The sequence below is a fragment of the Bacillus sp. RO2 genome (assembly GCF_012911845.1).
GTDB lineage: Bacteria > Bacillota > Bacilli > Bacillales > Bacillaceae_I > Sutcliffiella_A.
Map to the genome: position 1 here is coordinate 17,907 of NZ_JAAXCU010000026.1, position 16,895 is coordinate 34,801.

17 protein-coding genes are annotated in these 16,895 nt (G+C 37.6%); 12 read left to right on the forward strand and 5 right to left on the reverse strand.

The features are described 5' to 3' along the window. Position 1: 1 nt before the first annotated feature. From HF078_RS05025 to HF078_RS05050, 6 genes are all read left to right on the forward strand, one after another. Positions 2–1,927 carry a vWA domain-containing protein gene (locus HF078_RS05025; protein WP_169290150.1) on the forward strand — a complete coding sequence of 642 codons (1,926 nt, stop codon included), beginning with the start codon at positions 2–4 and terminating at the stop codon, positions 1,925–1,927. Positions 1,928–1,990: 63 nt separating this feature from the next. Then, positions 1,991–2,635: a phosphatase PAP2 family protein gene (locus HF078_RS05030; protein WP_169290151.1), complete on the forward strand. Its 645-nt coding sequence runs from the start codon at positions 1,991–1,993 to the stop codon at positions 2,633–2,635. A 36-nt stretch (positions 2,636–2,671) separates the two neighbouring features. Then, on the forward strand, positions 2,672–3,877 hold the full coding sequence (locus HF078_RS05035; protein ID WP_169290152.1) for an MFS transporter: 1,206 nt from the start codon (positions 2,672–2,674) through the stop codon (positions 3,875–3,877). A gap of 95 nt (positions 3,878–3,972) precedes the next feature. Beyond that, positions 3,973–5,388 carry an NAD-dependent succinate-semialdehyde dehydrogenase gene (locus HF078_RS05040; protein WP_346775311.1) on the forward strand — a complete coding sequence of 472 codons (1,416 nt, stop codon included), beginning with the start codon at positions 3,973–3,975 and terminating at the stop codon, positions 5,386–5,388. A gap of 198 nt (positions 5,389–5,586) precedes the next feature. After that, positions 5,587–6,234 carry a 5-bromo-4-chloroindolyl phosphate hydrolysis family protein gene (locus HF078_RS05045; protein ID WP_169290153.1) on the forward strand — a complete coding sequence of 216 codons (648 nt, stop codon included), beginning with the start codon at positions 5,587–5,589 and terminating at the stop codon, positions 6,232–6,234. 18 nt (positions 6,235–6,252) lie between these two features. Continuing rightward, on the forward strand, positions 6,253–7,455 hold the full coding sequence (locus HF078_RS05050; RefSeq protein WP_169290154.1) for a toxic anion resistance protein: 1,203 nt from the start codon (positions 6,253–6,255) through the stop codon (positions 7,453–7,455). A gap of 46 nt (positions 7,456–7,501) precedes the next feature. Here the strand turns inward: HF078_RS05050 and HF078_RS05055 are convergent, their stop codons facing one another. After that, entirely contained in the window at positions 7,502–8,038 is a 537-nt protein-coding gene (locus HF078_RS05055; RefSeq protein WP_240951674.1) for a YhcN/YlaJ family sporulation lipoprotein, read from the reverse strand. A 131-nt stretch (positions 8,039–8,169) separates the two neighbouring features. On the opposite strand from HF078_RS05055, the gene HF078_RS05060 reads away from it, so the two are divergent. Beyond that, positions 8,170–9,051 carry an alpha/beta hydrolase gene (locus tag HF078_RS05060; protein ID WP_169290155.1) on the forward strand — a complete coding sequence of 294 codons (882 nt, stop codon included), beginning with the start codon at positions 8,170–8,172 and terminating at the stop codon, positions 9,049–9,051. 42 nt (positions 9,052–9,093) lie between these two features. Then, on the forward strand, positions 9,094–9,285 hold the full coding sequence (locus HF078_RS05065) for a DUF2187 family protein (RefSeq protein ID WP_060663773.1): 192 nt from the start codon (positions 9,094–9,096) through the stop codon (positions 9,283–9,285). A 47-nt stretch (positions 9,286–9,332) separates the two neighbouring features. On the opposite strand, the gene HF078_RS05070 is transcribed toward HF078_RS05065, so the two are convergent. After that, the gene (locus tag HF078_RS05070; protein ID WP_169290156.1) at positions 9,333–9,920 is read right to left on the reverse strand and encodes a cell wall hydrolase; all 588 of its coding nucleotides are present in this window, start codon (positions 9,918–9,920) and stop codon (positions 9,333–9,335) included. Positions 9,921–10,148: 228 nt separating this feature from the next. Between HF078_RS05070 and HF078_RS05075 the strand changes: the two genes are divergently transcribed. After that, a complete protein-coding gene (locus tag HF078_RS05075) occupies positions 10,149–10,601 on the forward strand; it encodes a hypothetical protein (RefSeq protein WP_169290157.1) in 453 nt (150 codons plus the stop codon). A gap of 26 nt (positions 10,602–10,627) precedes the next feature. On the opposite strand, the gene HF078_RS05080 is transcribed toward HF078_RS05075, so the two are convergent. Continuing rightward, positions 10,628–11,329 (reverse strand): class I SAM-dependent methyltransferase, encoded by a 702-nt coding sequence (locus HF078_RS05080; protein ID WP_169290158.1) that lies wholly within the window; start codon positions 11,327–11,329, stop codon positions 10,628–10,630. Positions 11,330–11,432: 103 nt separating this feature from the next. Between HF078_RS05080 and HF078_RS05085 the strand changes: the two genes are divergently transcribed. From HF078_RS05085 to HF078_RS05095, 3 genes are all read left to right on the forward strand, one after another. Continuing rightward, complete coding sequence (locus tag HF078_RS05085) at positions 11,433–11,636, forward strand: DUF6501 family protein (protein WP_169290212.1); 204 nt, start codon at positions 11,433–11,435, stop codon at positions 11,634–11,636. Positions 11,637–11,744: 108 nt separating this feature from the next. Then, a complete protein-coding gene (locus HF078_RS05090) occupies positions 11,745–12,857 on the forward strand; it encodes a PQQ-dependent sugar dehydrogenase (RefSeq protein ID WP_240951675.1) in 1,113 nt (370 codons plus the stop codon). 56 nt (positions 12,858–12,913) lie between these two features. Further along, on the forward strand, positions 12,914–14,341 hold the full coding sequence (locus tag HF078_RS05095; RefSeq protein ID WP_169290159.1) for a phospholipase D family protein: 1,428 nt from the start codon (positions 12,914–12,916) through the stop codon (positions 14,339–14,341). A gap of 253 nt (positions 14,342–14,594) precedes the next feature. On the opposite strand, the gene trhA is transcribed toward HF078_RS05095, so the two are convergent. Continuing rightward, entirely contained in the window at positions 14,595–15,242 is a 648-nt protein-coding gene (trhA, locus tag HF078_RS05100) for a PAQR family membrane homeostasis protein TrhA (protein WP_169290160.1), read from the reverse strand. A gap of 515 nt (positions 15,243–15,757) precedes the next feature. After that, positions 15,758–16,861, reverse strand: a complete 1,104-nt coding sequence (locus tag HF078_RS05105) for an AI-2E family transporter (protein ID WP_169290161.1) — start codon at positions 16,859–16,861, stop codon at positions 15,758–15,760. Between the last annotated feature and the right edge of the window lie 34 nt (positions 16,862–16,895).

The following is a 16,895-nucleotide window of genomic DNA, read 5'->3' on the forward strand; positions in this document are numbered from 1 at the left end:
CTTGAGACCTATCGTTTTTAATGATAAAAAAATTGATTCCTTTCTATTTATGGAGTTATCGGACTTAGCGACTTCCCTTTCTAAAAAGAATGACCTTGAAGTGGAATATGCGTTCAAATCTTACTATGACCCATATGTGAATAAAATGTTTATCAGTTTATTTTGGGATAACCATCCTACTTTTGAAAAACTGCACGGCATGAAAAGTGATGTGTATTTACGAAGTGTGGGATCTGTTGCACATACTGATTATAAAGTGATTAAACAGCTTTTTACTTTTATGAAAAAAACACACTTATCAAGCTTTAGCAGACAATTGTTTATCCTGATGGAAGACATAAGACTTGAGGAACTCTGCAAACGAGAACGGCCTGGCACCACTAAAACCTTTCTGGTGAGAAGAGTGGAGTATCGCAAGTATTTTAGAAGCCAACTTACCGTCAATTTGGAAAGAAATATTATGACAGATGCGCTTTACAATCTGTTGTACCTTCTATTGACCACTGATAATCCTTTGGAGGAAGTACCTCAACTAAATGAGGAGTTAGACCTTGCGCTCCCATTCCTTCGGGACGAAATTGCTAAGGCATATGAAGCAAAAAATACGAAAGATATCTTTCGAAGTGTCAAAACCATAGTAGAAGTACTAGAGGACCTCTTAGAGAAGGATATGCTTAATACGTATTTTTTCCTTCCGGACTTTTCAGAGATGCCTGAAGATGAAGAGTCCCCAAGCTTTGATGAGATGAAGAGAAAAAGCGAACTAAAAAATGACGATATTAAGCAAAAAGATAATGAAGACGACGAAGAAGATGTACATGAGGACAAGCTTCCAACTTGGCACCGTGAATCAGAAAGCAACAATAAAAGCTTCCTCCAATTCGATATGGAGCAAGGAACGAAAACCGATCTAATGGGGGAGGGCGTTCGAGAAGGGGAAGATGGAGACCAGGCAATGGGCTTTGTCCAAGGCCAGAGTCAGCAAACGAATAAAAATGATTATTCCCAGTTAGAAGCACTGGATGTTTTAAATGATACCAAAAAAGAAGGAGGTAGTGGCGCGGAGTTTGGGAAAGAGAACAAATACGCCTATCCGGTCTTCTTAAAGCCAGAAAAGATACCAGCGGAACATTATGTGGGGTATGATGAATACAAACTGTTTGTCTCCACCTATCAAAAAAAATTAAAACAATTGATACAGAAAACGTTGGAGCACAAAAAAATCATGCCAAGAAGTGATCTTCCTTTCGGCAGATTAAGCAAAAAGCTCTTACCGTGGTTTACAGAAGAAAACCCAAGAGTATTTTATAAAAAAGATAATCCATCCATTGAAATTGATGCTGTGTTCTCCCTTTTGGTTGATTGTTCGGCTTCCATGTTCGATAAAATGGAACAGACCAAATATGGGATAACTCTTTTTCATGAAGCGTTAAAATCTGTATTTGTCCCACACGAAGTGGTAGGATTCTGGGAAGATACGAATGATGCAACAAAAACAAGCCAACCGAACTATTTTAAAACAGTGATAAACTTCAACTCAAGTCTAAAACCTGCTTCTGGGCCAGAGATTCTCCAGCTTGAACCCGAAGAAGATAACAGGGATGGTTATGCGATCAGACATATGACCAAAAGACTTGTGCATCGGAGTGAAAAGCAAAAATTTCTACTCGTATTCTCCGATGGGGAACCTGCAGCAATGGACTACGAAAAGAACGGGATAGTTGATACACATCAAGCCGTCATGGAAGCAAGGAAAAATGGTCTTGAAGTAATCAATGTATTCTTGGCAAACGGTGAAATTGATGAGGGACAGGTCAAAACCATTCAAAATATGTATGGAAAGTATAGTATTTTAGTTCCAGATATTGAAGAGTTACCAGATGTGCTCTTCCCACTATTGAAAAAGTTATTGTTAAAAAGCTTATAAAACAAGCATTTAGGCTAACTCTAAGATACAAGGAGTTAGCCTTATTTTTCTGGGAGTGACATCATGAATAGTTACATAAAACCTAACACTATGTTTAAAGCAAGCGGTATTCTTTTTTTTCTTTTCCTATTTGTAGCTTTATTGACAAGAATAGAAGTAACGGAATCGTGGGACAAGATGATTGGTGAAAGCCTCTATAGAATGGGTGATATTGACGGATTTTTTATCTTTTTTTCCTACATAGGGTCGAAGCTTTTTTTCTACCCAGCACTTGTTGTAATGACCCTATTCATTCTTTTTAAACGAAAATGGTATTTAGGCTTATTCCTTTGGGCTAATCTTGTAGGCGTGAGAATGCTAAATACACTGTTAAAGACGATATTTTCAAGAGACAGACCAGACTTAGATCACATTGTAGAGGCAGGGTATTATAGCTTTCCAAGTGGACACTCCATGAATTCCATGGCATTCTACGGGGCTATCACATTCTTGTGTTACTTACTAATAAAGAAAAGTTGGATAAGAAATACGCTAATGATTTTTTGCCTATTCCTTATAGGATTAATTGGACTTAGCAGAATATATCTTGGAGTACACTATCCGCTTGATGTGTTAGGCGGATTCCTCATGGGTGCTTCTTGGCAACTGTTTATTATGGGAGTATGGTTGAAAATTTCGAGTGGCGAATTAATTCGTTCCATGGTATAGTTTTCTTAAACAACATAAGTGATCGGAGAAACTATTATGTGGAAAAACCGGAATGTATGGATTATCTTAATTGGTGAATTTATTGCAGGATTAGGCTTATGGACTGGTATTATCGGAAACTTGGAGTTTATGCAGGCATTGGTTCCTTCAGATTTTGCCAAGTCTCTTATTTTATTTGCAGGGCTACTCGCAGGGGTGATGGTAGGACCGTTAGCCGGTAAAATTATTGATTCAACAAGTAAAAAGCGAGTAATGCTAGTATCAGGATTTGGACGGATGATCAGCGTAGTATTTATGTTTTTAGCGATTGAATATCAATCTATTCTTTTCATGATTATTTTTATGATTGCCATTCAGTTGTCTGCCGCATTTTATTTTCCGGCCTTGCAATCATCAATTCCTCTGATTGTGAAGGATAAAGACTTATTAGAAATGAACGGGGTACATATGAATGTATCCACTGTTTCTAGGATTGCAGGGACAGCACTTGCAGGAGCGATGCTTGTCATCATGAGTTTATCGTCCTTGTATATGGCATCAATGGTTGCATATGGAATTCTATTTTTACTTACCTTTTTACTGAACTTTGAAGAACCAAACCAAATCGATGCAATAGAAGGTAAGAATAAAAAATCCGGAGACTTCAAAGAGGTTCTGCCGGTTTTAAAAGAAACGCCAATAGCTCTTACTGTATTGATTTTAACGTTTATCCCATTTTTATTCATTGGCGGTTTCAACCTGATGGTCATCAACATCAGTGAAATCCAAGATGATCAAACGATTAAAAGCTGGATTTACACGATTGAAGGTGTCTGCTTTATGATTGGAGCATTTGCCGTAAAACGCATTTCCAATGATAAAAATATGGTACCGTTGATGTTTTTCTTTGTTACGCTCATCGCGATTTCCCACTTAAGTTTGTATTTTGCAGACATAAAATGGATGACCTTATTCTCTTTTGGATTATTCGGCTTGGCTGTTGGATGTTTCTTCCCGATTGCAGCAACCATCTTTCAGACAAAAATACCGAAAGAGTATCATGGACGTTTTTTCTCATTCCGGAATATGCTTGATCGGGTACTATTCCAAGTAGTTCTCCTTGGAACGGGGCTTTTCCTTGATACCATAGGACTTCAAATGATGGCTATCGTTTTTGGAATGCTCTCTTTAACGTTAATTTTGATATATGGTTTGAGACTATTTCGCCATCCAATGGCAGTTGCCGAACAAAAAACACCTTAACGGGTGTTTTTTTGTGTTCAATAAAGGGAATGTTCCATAAAGAGTGAATATATTAAGGGAGAATGTCCTGAAAACTTTTTACTGGAGGGATTGTAGTGGATAAATATTCAATGTACATAAACGGGGAATGGGTGAATTCAGAAGAAGTAATTGAGGTAACAAATCCAGCAACAGGTGAAGTGATTGGTACGGTACCTAGCATCTCTAAGGACCAACTAGAAAAAGTGGTTCAACATGCAGAGGAAGCGTTTCAAACATGGAGGAATTATACCGCATATGAGCGTGCAGATATTTTGAATAAATGGTTCCTTTTATTGGAGGAAAATAAAAAGCATATTGCAGAAACTCTTACTAAGGAACAAGGGAAACCGTTTCGTGAAGCATTGGGAGAGGTTGGGTATGCAAATAGTTTTGTAGATTGGTACAAAGAGGAAGGGAAAAGGATTTATGGAGAGACCATACCATCTTCCTCTAAAGACAAAAGAGTCCTTATTCAAAAGCAGCCGGTTGGCGTTGTTGCTGCAATCACGCCTTGGAATTTTCCTGCCGCTATGATTACAAGGAAAGTTGCCCCTGCGCTTGCTGCTGGATGCACGGTGATCGTTAAACCCGCCGGACAGACTCCACTGACTGCTTTATTATTGGCAAAATATGCAGATGAAGCGGGGATCCCTAAAGGTGTTCTGCAAATCATCACTGGAAAGTCCTCTATTATTGGCGAGTCATTAATGAAGCATAAAGATGTGAAAAAGCTTACCTTTACAGGTTCTACAGAAATAGGTAAGAAGTTAATGGAACAAGCATCTCATACAGTCAAGAAACTGTCATTGGAGCTTGGCGGACATGCGCCATTTATCGTATTTGAGGATGCAGACCTGGAGAAAGCAGCAAAAGGACTTGTTCAGTCAAAATTCAGAAATGCCGGGCAGACATGTATTTGTGCGAATAGAATATATGTACAGGAGAGTGTAGCGGAAGAATTCACATCTCTTTTTGTCAAAGAAGTTTCTAAACTTAAAGTAGGAAACGGGATGGAACGCGGAGTGGATCTTGGACCATTGATTGACGAAGATGCATTGAAAAAAGTGAAAGAGCACTTAAGCGATGCAAAAGATAAAGGTGCAGCTGTTGCTTTTGGTGGCGAAGTGAAGGATAAAACGTTCATGGAACCGACAGTCATAACGGGAGTGACAGATGAAATGCTTTGCATGAATGAAGAAACGTTTGGCCCTCTTGCACCTATAACCTCTTTTAAAGAGGAAGATGAGGCAGTTAAGCGGGCTAATAATTCACCGTATGGGCTCGCTGCATACGTGTTTACTGAAAATATGTCTCGAATCTACCGTGTTACAGAAGGATTGGATTATGGCATTATTGGCGTCAATGATGGAGCTCCGTCTGTTGCTCAGGCACCTTTTGGAGGATTAAAGGAAAGTGGTATCGGCAGAGAAGGTGGACATCACGGGATGGAAGAATATTTGGAAGTGAAATATGTTTCCATAGGAATTTAATCTACTTTTAAGAGCCCTTGATTTATACACAATCAAGGGCCTTTTTCATATATGCTGGTTGCTGATTCATAAAACATTTCGTATTCCGACTTCTTTCCTATATAATAAAACTATAAATAACTGAAACCTTTACCTTGTTAAATACGTAAGAAAGGTATAGTTTATCTTAAGCCTTTAAAAAAGGTGAGGAGTGAAAATATGAAACGGTTCTTACTGCAAAGTTTTATAATCATACTTTCTTTTAATTTAGCTGCCGTTGGTTTTTTAATAGTATTTTTTCTTACAGGTAATCAAATACAACTTGGCATCCTTGGCGCTTTTGGAGGATTCTTAGGAAGCTATTGGGCGTTGAAGAGAAGGCTCCTTCCCAATAACGATTTGGAAAAATTAGAACGGAAAGAAAAGAAATATGTAAATGCTCAATTGAAGGATGCAAAAGAAAAGGCAAAGAAAATCAATAGTTCAAGGTTTCGAGTGCGCTCGATATTTGTTTATCAAACAATAACAAAATTATCTAAGATCTCCAATAAAATCATTAAAATGGTGGAAAAGGAGCCGGTACGGTACCGTACAGCGCAAAATTTCTTTCACCATCATCTGGATTCCTCGGCTATCATCACTGAAAAATATGTGCATCTATTAAATCAACCAGTGCGGACTCATGAAGTTTCTTTAGCTCTTAGAGAAACGGAAGGTGCTTTAAAGCAATTAGAGCGTAGTATGGAAAAAGAATTGATGGCAGTATTATCGGGTGACATGAATAATCTTACGACAGAAATCAAGCTAATGAATCAATCTAATCATCAACAACTTGATACAGATAAGAGAATAATTGAGAAGAAGTAGCTTATGGGGTGAGTGACAATGAAAAACAATGACCAGTTAAAAAACCAAGTAAAAGAAGATACACTGAATGACTTATTAAGCAATCCATTCGCGACACCTAAAATGGAAAACGAAATGATGACGCAAGATTTCAAGGAAGTTCAACCTGAACCTAAAAAAGAAAAGGTAATGGATACACTTTCTGAGGAATACAAAGCCAAAGCAATCGATATTGCAAAACAAATTGATCCTACAGATCAACAGGCTATATCTTCTTACGGAATTACCGCACAGAACGAACTGTCTACTTTTTCAAATTCCATTTTGTCTCATGTTCAGGCTAAAGACGCTGGACCGGTAGGAGAAGTAGTTTCTGATTTGATGAGAAAGATCAAAGAAGTGAAACCCGGAGAGCTGGAGCCTCAGAAAAAAGGATTTTTTGGTAAACTTTTTGGAAATGTAAATAATTCGGTACAACAACTTTTCGCAAAGTACCGAAAAATTGGTTTTGAAATCGATAAAATTTCTGATCAACTGGAAAGCTTCAAAAAGGTGTTACAACGTGACAATATCATGCTGGAATCTTTATATGACAAAAACAAAGATTATTTCCAAGCGCTGAATATCTATATTGCAGCAGCGGAGCATAAATTCGATGAAATTCAAGAATCTATTATCCCAGAGCTAGAGCGAAAAGCACGTGAAACGAATAATCAAATGGATGTACAGGCAGTTAGTGATATGATGCAATTTGCAGACCGCCTTCAAAAGCGCACCCATGACTTGAAAATCAGCCGTCAAATTACCCTGCAAATGGCACCGCAAATACGAATGATTCAACATACCAATCAGACACTAGTTGAGAGAATACAATCTTCTATTCTAACCGCCATACCTTTATGGAAGAACCAGCTAGTTATAGCAGTTTCTCTATATAATCAGCAAAAGGCAGTCGACACACAGAAAAACGTATCTGAGACTACCAATGAACTGTTATTGAGAAATTCTGAAATGCTTAAACAAAACACGATTTCTGCAGCTCGTGAAAACGAACGAGGTCTTGTTGACATTGAAACGCTGAAGAAAACACAAGAAAACTTAATCGAGACACTAGAAGAAACCCTGCAAATTCAACAAGAAGGCCGAGAAAAACGTCATCAAGTAGAACTAGAACTAGTCCAAATGGAAAACGAACTCAAAAACAAACTACTTGAAGTACGATCTAAAGCAAAACGGAACTAAATATACAAAATAAAACCCCTGCAACATTATTGCAGGGGTCATACTATTATCTTGAAGTCGGGAATAGTCGTTGTACTACTTCTGTAAACTCATCAAAAATTCCAGCAACGGGTCTGCCTTCTCTAATATCATTCGTATAACCTTCCATACGATCGACAAACTCAGGATTTACAGAAACATATACATTTCGGATACTGCCATCAGACTTGCGTACCTGATTTGCTATTTTTTCTTCCACATCTTTCGTTAACTCCTGCTTACCTTCTCCTTCTAATACAGCTGCCACATATGCATTTCGATTAGTTACGATAATACTGCAAGATTCCACTTCCTTCAGATTAGTAATCTTCTTAGAAGCTTCATCTGCTACTTCAAGCCTTGGTTCATTTGTGTCATTAACTCTACGGGGGTTAATGTCACCATTTCTTACATTCCTATTGTAACGCCCCATTTTATCGTAATTAACATTTAGAGCGTTATCTGGGTTATCATTCTGACCTGCACCGTAATTATCTACATTTCCACAACCTGTCATCACCATTGTCATGATAAGGCCAGTTACTAAAAATCCTTTAATTTTCAATTCTCTACACCTCTTTCATCATATTTACCTATATGTTTCATCAAGAGGAAGGGATTTATTCGGTTTTTATAATTAAAGTAAGGTAATATAAGAATAAGAAATTTTGTTTATAGGACAAAGAGGGGTCAACTATGGTAACGTATGACAAGCAGGAGTATTTAAACTTTTATGATCTAGAACAATGGGGTTCCATACATACAAGTGAAATGATTTCCCACAATCAACACGAAATATTTATCCAGACATTTATGCCTGAAAAAACTAAGGAATTAGTCACGATTGTTCACGGTTATCTTGATCATGCAGGAGCACTATCTAAAATTATTGATACATTAGTATCTGATGGGTATGGTGTCGTTACTTTTGACTTGCCGGGTCATGGACACTCTAACGGGGTAAGGGGAGATATTCAAGATTTCTCTGAGTACGTCCAAGTTCTGCATGCCGTCCATTCTCACACCATAAATAAAGGAATAACCCATAAAAGATGGTCAATATTGGGGCATAGTACTGGTGGTGCCATCATTCTGAATTACATTAATGAGTACAGATACACATTTGATAAAGTGATTTTGGTAGCACCATTGATTCAACCATATTTGTGGTCATTTTCAAAGTTTGGTGTTAAACTCATTGGGGAGAAAATAATTCATATAAAGAGAACATTTAGAAAAAACTCTTCAGATCCAGAATATTTAGCACATGTGAAAAAGGATCCACTACAATTCACAAAGTTACCTGTAAGTTGGCTTCAGTCTCTTGAGCGGTGGAACAGCAGTCTTTCAGACCAACTATCAAAAAGTGAAAAGACATTATTAATTATTCAGGGAAATAAGGACACAACGGTTGATTGGAGGTATAATATAACATTCATTCAAAAAAAATACCCAAATGCTTCATGTGTTCTTGTTGATGGAGGTAATCATCAACTTTTCAATGAAACGGCAATAATTAGGGACATAACTTTTACACATATTAAAAGATATTTATCAGCCATTGGGGATAATAAGTAAGGGTAGAAGAGACTAAAGTATTAAAAAAAGGTGGAATAAGAAATGGAAGAGACAAAAGCTACAAACGTTCAAGTTGGAGATACCATTCAAATTAATAAAGGCACAAAAAAAGGGAGTAAAGGCACCGTTATTGTTGTTAGAGACAGCTCTGTGATCGTTGAATTAGGTAAAAATCCTAATACAGGAGAACCAATTCGTACTGTCATAAACCATAAGAACTATAAAGCTTTATAAATATAAAGAAAAAGACACCGGACATCCGGTGTCTTTTTTAAGGTGAATTACTGTGCAAATACGTGGTTTCCGATTGTCTTCGTTACTTTTCTTGTGCGGATCCACTCATCACTTGTTTTGTCTGGATTAAAGAAGTAAAGTGAGTTGTTGCCATCCCCTCGGAATGCAATAGCTTCTTCAACTGCTTTTTGTGCTTCCTCATCCGCTGCCTTATCAATCTGACCGTTTCCTACTGGAGAGAATTGGTATACTCCACCTGGACTCGTTTCATAGACTACTTCCTTAATGGAGTCAGGGAATTGGTCACTATCAACTCGATTTAAAACAACTGTTGCCACAGCAACTTTTCCTTCATACGGTTCTCCTTTTGATTCCGCATGTACAAGGCGTGCCAATAATTCTTTCTCTTTCTGTGATACTTTCTCTGGAAGCTGTAATGCTTCTCCAGGGAAAATAAGGTGATTGTTTTTATTGTTTAATTCCTTCATTTCCTTAACGGAAACTCCGTACGTTTTACCTATATTCCAAAGCGTATCGCCAGATTTTACTTTATGTGAGCCAGCTGCTTGTGCATCAAATCCAGTTCCTGCAAATAATGCCACAGCTGCAGTAGAAATTGCAATAAGTTTTTTCATAAAAAAATTCCTCCTTGTGTTGTGGATAATCATCAACTCTCGGACGCTCTAAGAAATATCCTAACAAGTATATACAACTATTTCACTGTATAAATGTTGGCATGGGATGATATATATTGTAGATATTACCTACTTTTCACAATTAAGAGGATAATTATGGGATTAAGGTGGGAAAATAAGTTCATTACGCCAAGTATAACCTAATCCAAATTGATGGGAGATGTTGTATTGCGCTACATAGCAAAGTATCCGACAGCAGTTCACAGCTTTATTCTATCCTTGATGTTAATCCAAGGAACCTATCAAATGTTGCAAGCTCATTACGGAAGGGGAGTAACACAGCTCTCCATAGGTATGATAATCTTGTTTTCCTATTTCATTCGATATGAGATAAAATTGGACGAAACAAGAGTACATTACGAAATACGGTTTGTAGGTCATACGTTTTATTCGAGAAAAATAAATGCCGGTGATATAAGGAAAATAGTCTTTAAGCGAGTGGGATGGTCAGCAATGGGAGCATTCATTTATACAGATAAATTTTTCCCCATCCGATTAATAAATTTTAAACCTGATAATATGTATGATCAATTACTTATGTATGGGAAGAAAAACGGAATTTCTGTCATAAGTAGGGAAGATCTGGTACAGCAAAAAGGGAATGTCACAAAAGAAAGCTGAAGCATACATAAGTAGCTCCAGCTTTTTTATCGTTGTGCTCGAATTATACTTAATTCAATATGTTCCTGGGATTCATAAGTTAGCTTCTCATGTTGATGCATCAATTCAAAATACATATCTTCTATTACTTCAGAAGGGTTCATTTCGGGTTCAGATAGCTCCAATTTTCCCAAGGAGAGAGGAGAGATTTCTACCTTCTTAAACCCATGTTCTTCAAGAGACTTTTTCCAGTCATCTTTACTAAATATATAGGGCATATTGTAGAAATGTTTCATTCTGTCTTCCAATTCACTCTGCAATGTACCTTTCTTCGTCATCTCAAACGCTAACAGAACTCCATCCTCGTTGAGAAGTCGAACCACTTCCGGAAGAGTTTTGTTTGTATCAGTAAAAGATAGAACTGATTCAGAGAGTATAAAATCAAAACTGCTATCTCTAAATTCTGTTTCTTCAATATCCATTTGTAGGGCAGTTATCCCTGCTTGATGTTCTGCAAATCGATTGTTGGCTTTCTCAATCATAATTGGATGATTATCTATGGGTGTAATATCTACATTCATAGCATTTAAAAATAAAGACGTTTGTCCTGTTCCACACCCAATTTCAAGTAGCTTTTTCTCTGAAAGATTTTCTTTTAATAGGATGGTTTTGGTTAGCTCCAAACCTCCAGGATGAGCACCGCCAATTCCAAACAATGCTAATAAATCTGTATATGGTCTATTGTTCATTCATTTTTCACCTCATCTAATCATATGAAGGAACAGTTGTGTTTGTTCATTGAGAAAAGATGAGGTAAAATAGTTGAGAGATAATGGTGGAGGTGCAAAGCAAATGATACATAATTCTTGGGATAAAAAAGAAACTGTACAGCATGTTAAGTGTGTACATACAGATGCAAAAAAATATCTAGTGAGCAATATGCTGACTGTTGGAAAAACGTACGAAGTGAAAAATGAAACGGAAGAATTCATATTCGTAAAAGACAACAGCGGCCACATTGGTGGATATTATAAAACCTATTTTGAAAAAGCATAAGGAAACGAAGAGACAAGGCGGAAACACGTCTTGTTTTTTTTGTATTTTCATTCGTTATTTGGATTAGACTTGAAAGATGAGGGGAAAAGAGTAGAGGGGTGACTTTTTTTGAGAAATTTTATGTTAACAATAACCTTGCTGTGCACATTTTTAACAGGTTGTACTCCTTTAGTGGAACCCGAAAATGAAAGTAAAAATGAAGTGCTAGAAACGAACACATCACCTGAAAAAGATGTTGAAAATCAACAATATAGCATCACGAATAAAGAAGTAATAGCGACCAATTTAAACATACCTTGGTCTATTGCTAAATCAGGAGATACATTTTTCATTACTGAAAGAACCGGGAAAATTGTAAAAATAAATAAAGAAGGCATGACAAGGGAAGATATCCAACTGGAAAGACCATTATTGGTCTATGGTGAGGGCGGATTGCTTGGCTTGGAACTACACCCTGACTTTCAAAAAAACGGACTCGCGTTTGCCTATCATACATATGGGACTGAAGAGAGAGTAAAGAATAGAATTGTAACATTGAAATATGACGGAACAGAATGGAAGGAAGCAGGAGTTCTGTTGGAAGACATCGATGGAGCTATTTATCACAATGGCGGACGGATAAAAATTGGACCAGATAACAAGTTATATATAACAGTCGGAGATGCCAATAAACCCGAGACTGCACAGAACAAAGAACTGATTACTGGCAGCATTCTCCGCATGAACTTGGATGGTACTGTACCTGAAAATAATTCTTTTCCAGGATCCTATGTTTACAGTTATGGCCATCGTAATCCTCAAGGGTTAGCATGGGACAAAGAAACAGGTGAGATGTATGCATCAGAGCATGGCCCATCTGCTTTTGATGAAATCAATATTATAAAAAAAGGCAAAAACTACGGTTGGCCAACTTATACAGGGGATGACCATGCTGAAGAAGTAGAACCGCCGCTATTTCACTCTGGTACTGATACTTGGGCTCCATCTGGCATTGTTGTTGAGAAAGGAATTCTGTTTGTAGCAAACCTAAGAGGTGAAATGGTGAGAGCTTTCGACATTAGCTCCAACCAACAACATGTAATTTGGAAAGATAATGGCCGAATTAGGGATGTGTGGAAGGAGGGGGATTCCATCTACTTTATAACCAATAACACAGATGGGAGAGGAAACCCTGTCTCAGAAGATGACCAGTTGATCAAACTGGACCTATCGTTTGATTAACTGGAAAACAATAAGATTTTTAGTTGATCTTTTGCCAATATTCTAGGGGGAACAATATGAAGAACTGGATAAAGAAAAATAAACTTCTGACCATTATACTAATTCTTATCTTAATTATAATACTTACCAGCGTTTATCATAGTTATAAGCCATTGCCAGAAGGCGTATCCTTTGAAGGTGATGTCCACTACGTATCTGAGGTAGATTTTCTCTATGATCTTACTTATGGAGACAAGGATAACCTTCAAAAGGAACATAAGATATTTGATCGGATTTTTCAAATAATTGATGAAGCAGAAAAGTTTATAGTAATCGACATGTTCTTATTCAATGGATATCATGATGGAGAAATGGATTACCCTCCGTTAAGCTCCAACTTGATGGAAAGTCTTATTTCTAAAAAGAAGGAGAGCCCAGATGTAGATATTGTATTCATCACCGATGAAATCAATACAACTTACGGGTCACATGAGGCGGAAGAGTTGTCAGTTTTAGAAGATAACGGAATAAGAGTCATCGAGACGAATGTGAAGGTGTTGCGAGATTCCAATCCGCTATATTCTGGAGTCTGGCGAGTGTTCTTTCAATGGTTCGGTCAAGGTGGTTCGGGCTGGATCAAGAACCCAATGGCAGAAGATGCACCTGAGACAACCGTCCGTTCTTATTTGAAACTTTTAAACATAAAAGCAAACCACAGAAAGGTAATTGCGACAGATAAAACAGCCATGATCTCTTCAGCCAACCCACATGATGCAAGTGGACTGCATTCAAATACCGCCTTTGAAGTTTCTGGTAATATTATTGCTGATATATTAAAAACGGAACAGGCAATCCTTGATTTTTCTGGGGGTGGCACTTTACCAAAGTTTACTGGAGAGGAGGAGGAAGGTGACATTGCAGTTCAGCTGTTAACGGAGAGGAAAATATTAAATCATGTTCTTGAAGAAATAAGAAAATCCAAAGATAAAGAAGAAATCTGGGTAGGGATGTTCTATCTGGCAGAAAGAAAGATTATTGAGGAACTAATTGACGCTGCAGACCGGGGAGTGACCGTTAATTTAATTCTTGATCCTAATGAACATGCATTCGGCCAACAGAAGATAGGACTTCCGAATCGACCTGTTGCATCAGAGCTGTTAGAAGAAGGGCAAGGCAATATTGAATTAAAATGGTACAACACCCAAGGGGAACAATACCATCCTAAAATGATCTATTTTAATCGGGCAGAAGAATCCACCATTATCGGAGGGTCAGCAAATTTTACAAGAAGAAATCTCTATGATCTCAATTTGGAAACGGATATAAAGATAACTGCCAATAACAACGAGCAAGTAATGAAGGATATGGATGATTATTTCCTGAGGTTATGGAGTAACGAGGACGAGATATATACCCTCCCTTACGAAACTTATAAAGACGAAATGCCTATCGTAAAAAAAGCCATGTACCGCCTACAAAAAATATTCAGATTCACAACTTACTAAAACAAGCTGTCCAGATTTTTTGGAAGCCGCTGAAAAACTGAAATATCTTATACTTAGTAATTTTTAGCTGTGGATTGTAGCAAAAGGCGAAGACTCCTAAGGGAGATAGCGCTAGGTGGAGACCCCGCAGGCGTAGCCGAGGAGGCTCACGTCAGCCCCTAGGAAAGCGAAGCCATTTGTGGAAATCCACAGCGGTGTCTGAACAACATCTTATTTTTAGAGATTTTTCCAGCGGATTCAATTATTGGACAGCTTATTGTATAGGCAACACATATAACAAAACAAAAAAGAAATGCAAAACAGTCCCGCCTAATACAAAAACATGCCAAACCGCATGATGATACGGAAACGCCCGCCAAACATAAAAAACTGCTCCTAAACTATAAACAACCCCTCCAGCAACAAGAAAAGCTATACCGCCAGTCCCCACAGTAGAAGTAATATCATTCCAACCAAACACCGCAAGCCAACCCATCAATACATAAAGAAGGGTAGAAGCCAAAATAAATCTTTTTACAAAAAACACTTTAAACACCGTTCCCGCTATAGCCAGGCCCCATACTATTCCAAAAAGTGTCCAGCCTAGGGCACCATCCATAATAATAAGGGTAATGGGAGTGTAGCTTCCCGCAATAAAAAAGTAAATCGATGAATGATCTAGAATTTCAAAAACATTCTTAGCTTTCCCCTTAGGCAATGCATGTAATAGGGTAGAGGCTGTGTAAAGCATTATCATGGTTACACCGTAAACGATAAAAGTTGTCACATGAAGGGAAGTCCCGTGGATAGCAGAGAACACTATCAATAATACAAGAGCAGCAATACTCGTTAAAATGCCGATTCCATGAGTAATTGTATTTGCAATTTCTTCTCCTTTTGAAAAGGTATGTGTTTGAGCCATGTTTATCATCTCACTTTTGTTGTTTAATGAATTAAACTAAATTGTTTCTTTCTATCATAACAACTATAAGTATTTTTTTCCAATAAAAAAGCATGTCATGAAAGTGAGATTAACTTTGCATGACATGTTTTTGGGGGAAGTTCCGGTTTTGTTGTAATTTTTGTACAAAAAATAGGTGGACACACTCGTTTTGATGAGGGTTTTGAATCGTTCGGTCATTTCGAGTCTTGGTTCGGACATTTTTCTCATGGTATAGGAGGGGGTTCGGACATTTGAGATGCGTGTTCGGTCAACTTTCAACGACCTTTGGACAAATCAAAATTTCATTCGGTCAATTTTGAGAAAACTTCGGTCAACTTTGCCAAAACTTCGGTCAAATTCGGACAAAATTTGGTCAACTTTCGAAAAACTTCGGACAATTGGCCCGTTGCCCCCCCCCGACCCGCGTTGACCTTCGTTGACCTTCGTTGACCCGCGTTGACCTCCGTCAAACCTTGCCCAAGACCCTACTTATCCTATTTATAGAGCGAATCTTCCGTTACTTTTACTTTTCTAAGTTTGATAAATCGTATTGTATGCAGAACAATTACCTTTGAAACTGCATAAGTTGGTACCGCGAGCAGTAGACCAAGCAAACCTGCAAATTTGCTTGCGACTAATAAAAGTAAAATGATGGTCAATGGGTGAACATCCAATTTTTTGCCCATAACCTGTGGCGAGATCAAATTGCTCTCAATTTGCTGAACAATTACAACTACCAAGAGTACCCATAAGGCCATAATAGGTTCATCAAAAAAGGCTACGATGACACTTGGAATGGTCCCGATAAATGGTCCAATAAAGGGAATCACATTTGTAAACATGGCAATTAAAGCTAAGACTAGAGAGTATTCCAGCCCAATAATTAGGAACCCGATATAAATTAAAACCCCAACAAATACACTGACAATAATTTGACCTTGAATATAGGAACTTAAAGCAATATCCATATCTTTAAGTACACTTCTACCTTCCCTTTCATGTTGGCGGGGTATTATTTTAATTACTTGATCGGGTAGTCTGTCTCCATCTTTTAACATGTAAAATAGAACAAATGGAATTACTACCAGTAAAATTAGAAAGCCCGTTATTGCGCTAATCACATTCACTACGTTTGATCCAAATGCAGTGACATAAGCATTTAGATTATCAGCAAGCTTTGCTGATATTTCTTCCAGAGAAAACATTTCATTCTGCTGAAACCTTGCAACATATTCATTTTCCTGCAATTCGAATGTGTAATCTCTAATATCATTAATAATTTCTGGAGTATTCTTTACAAGACTATTAACCTGTTGTTGTAAAGTAGGACCAATGAAGAACAATAACAAGGTAATTAGTCCAATAAACATAAGGTATATGCTCAAAATAGCTAACCCTCTTGGAACATATCGAGCAGCAAGGTTTACAAGGGGTCTAAGTAAATAGTAAAGAACACCTGCAAGTATAATTGGAGCAAATAACGTGCTGATCATCACGGTGAGAGGGGTGAAGATAAAATCTACCAGTGATGCTAAGAAAATAATTAACAGTATGACAATAATTCCATAGCCAACCTTAAACCACTTCGTTTGCGGCATTCCTACACCTCATTCATTCTAAGTTATTAACTTC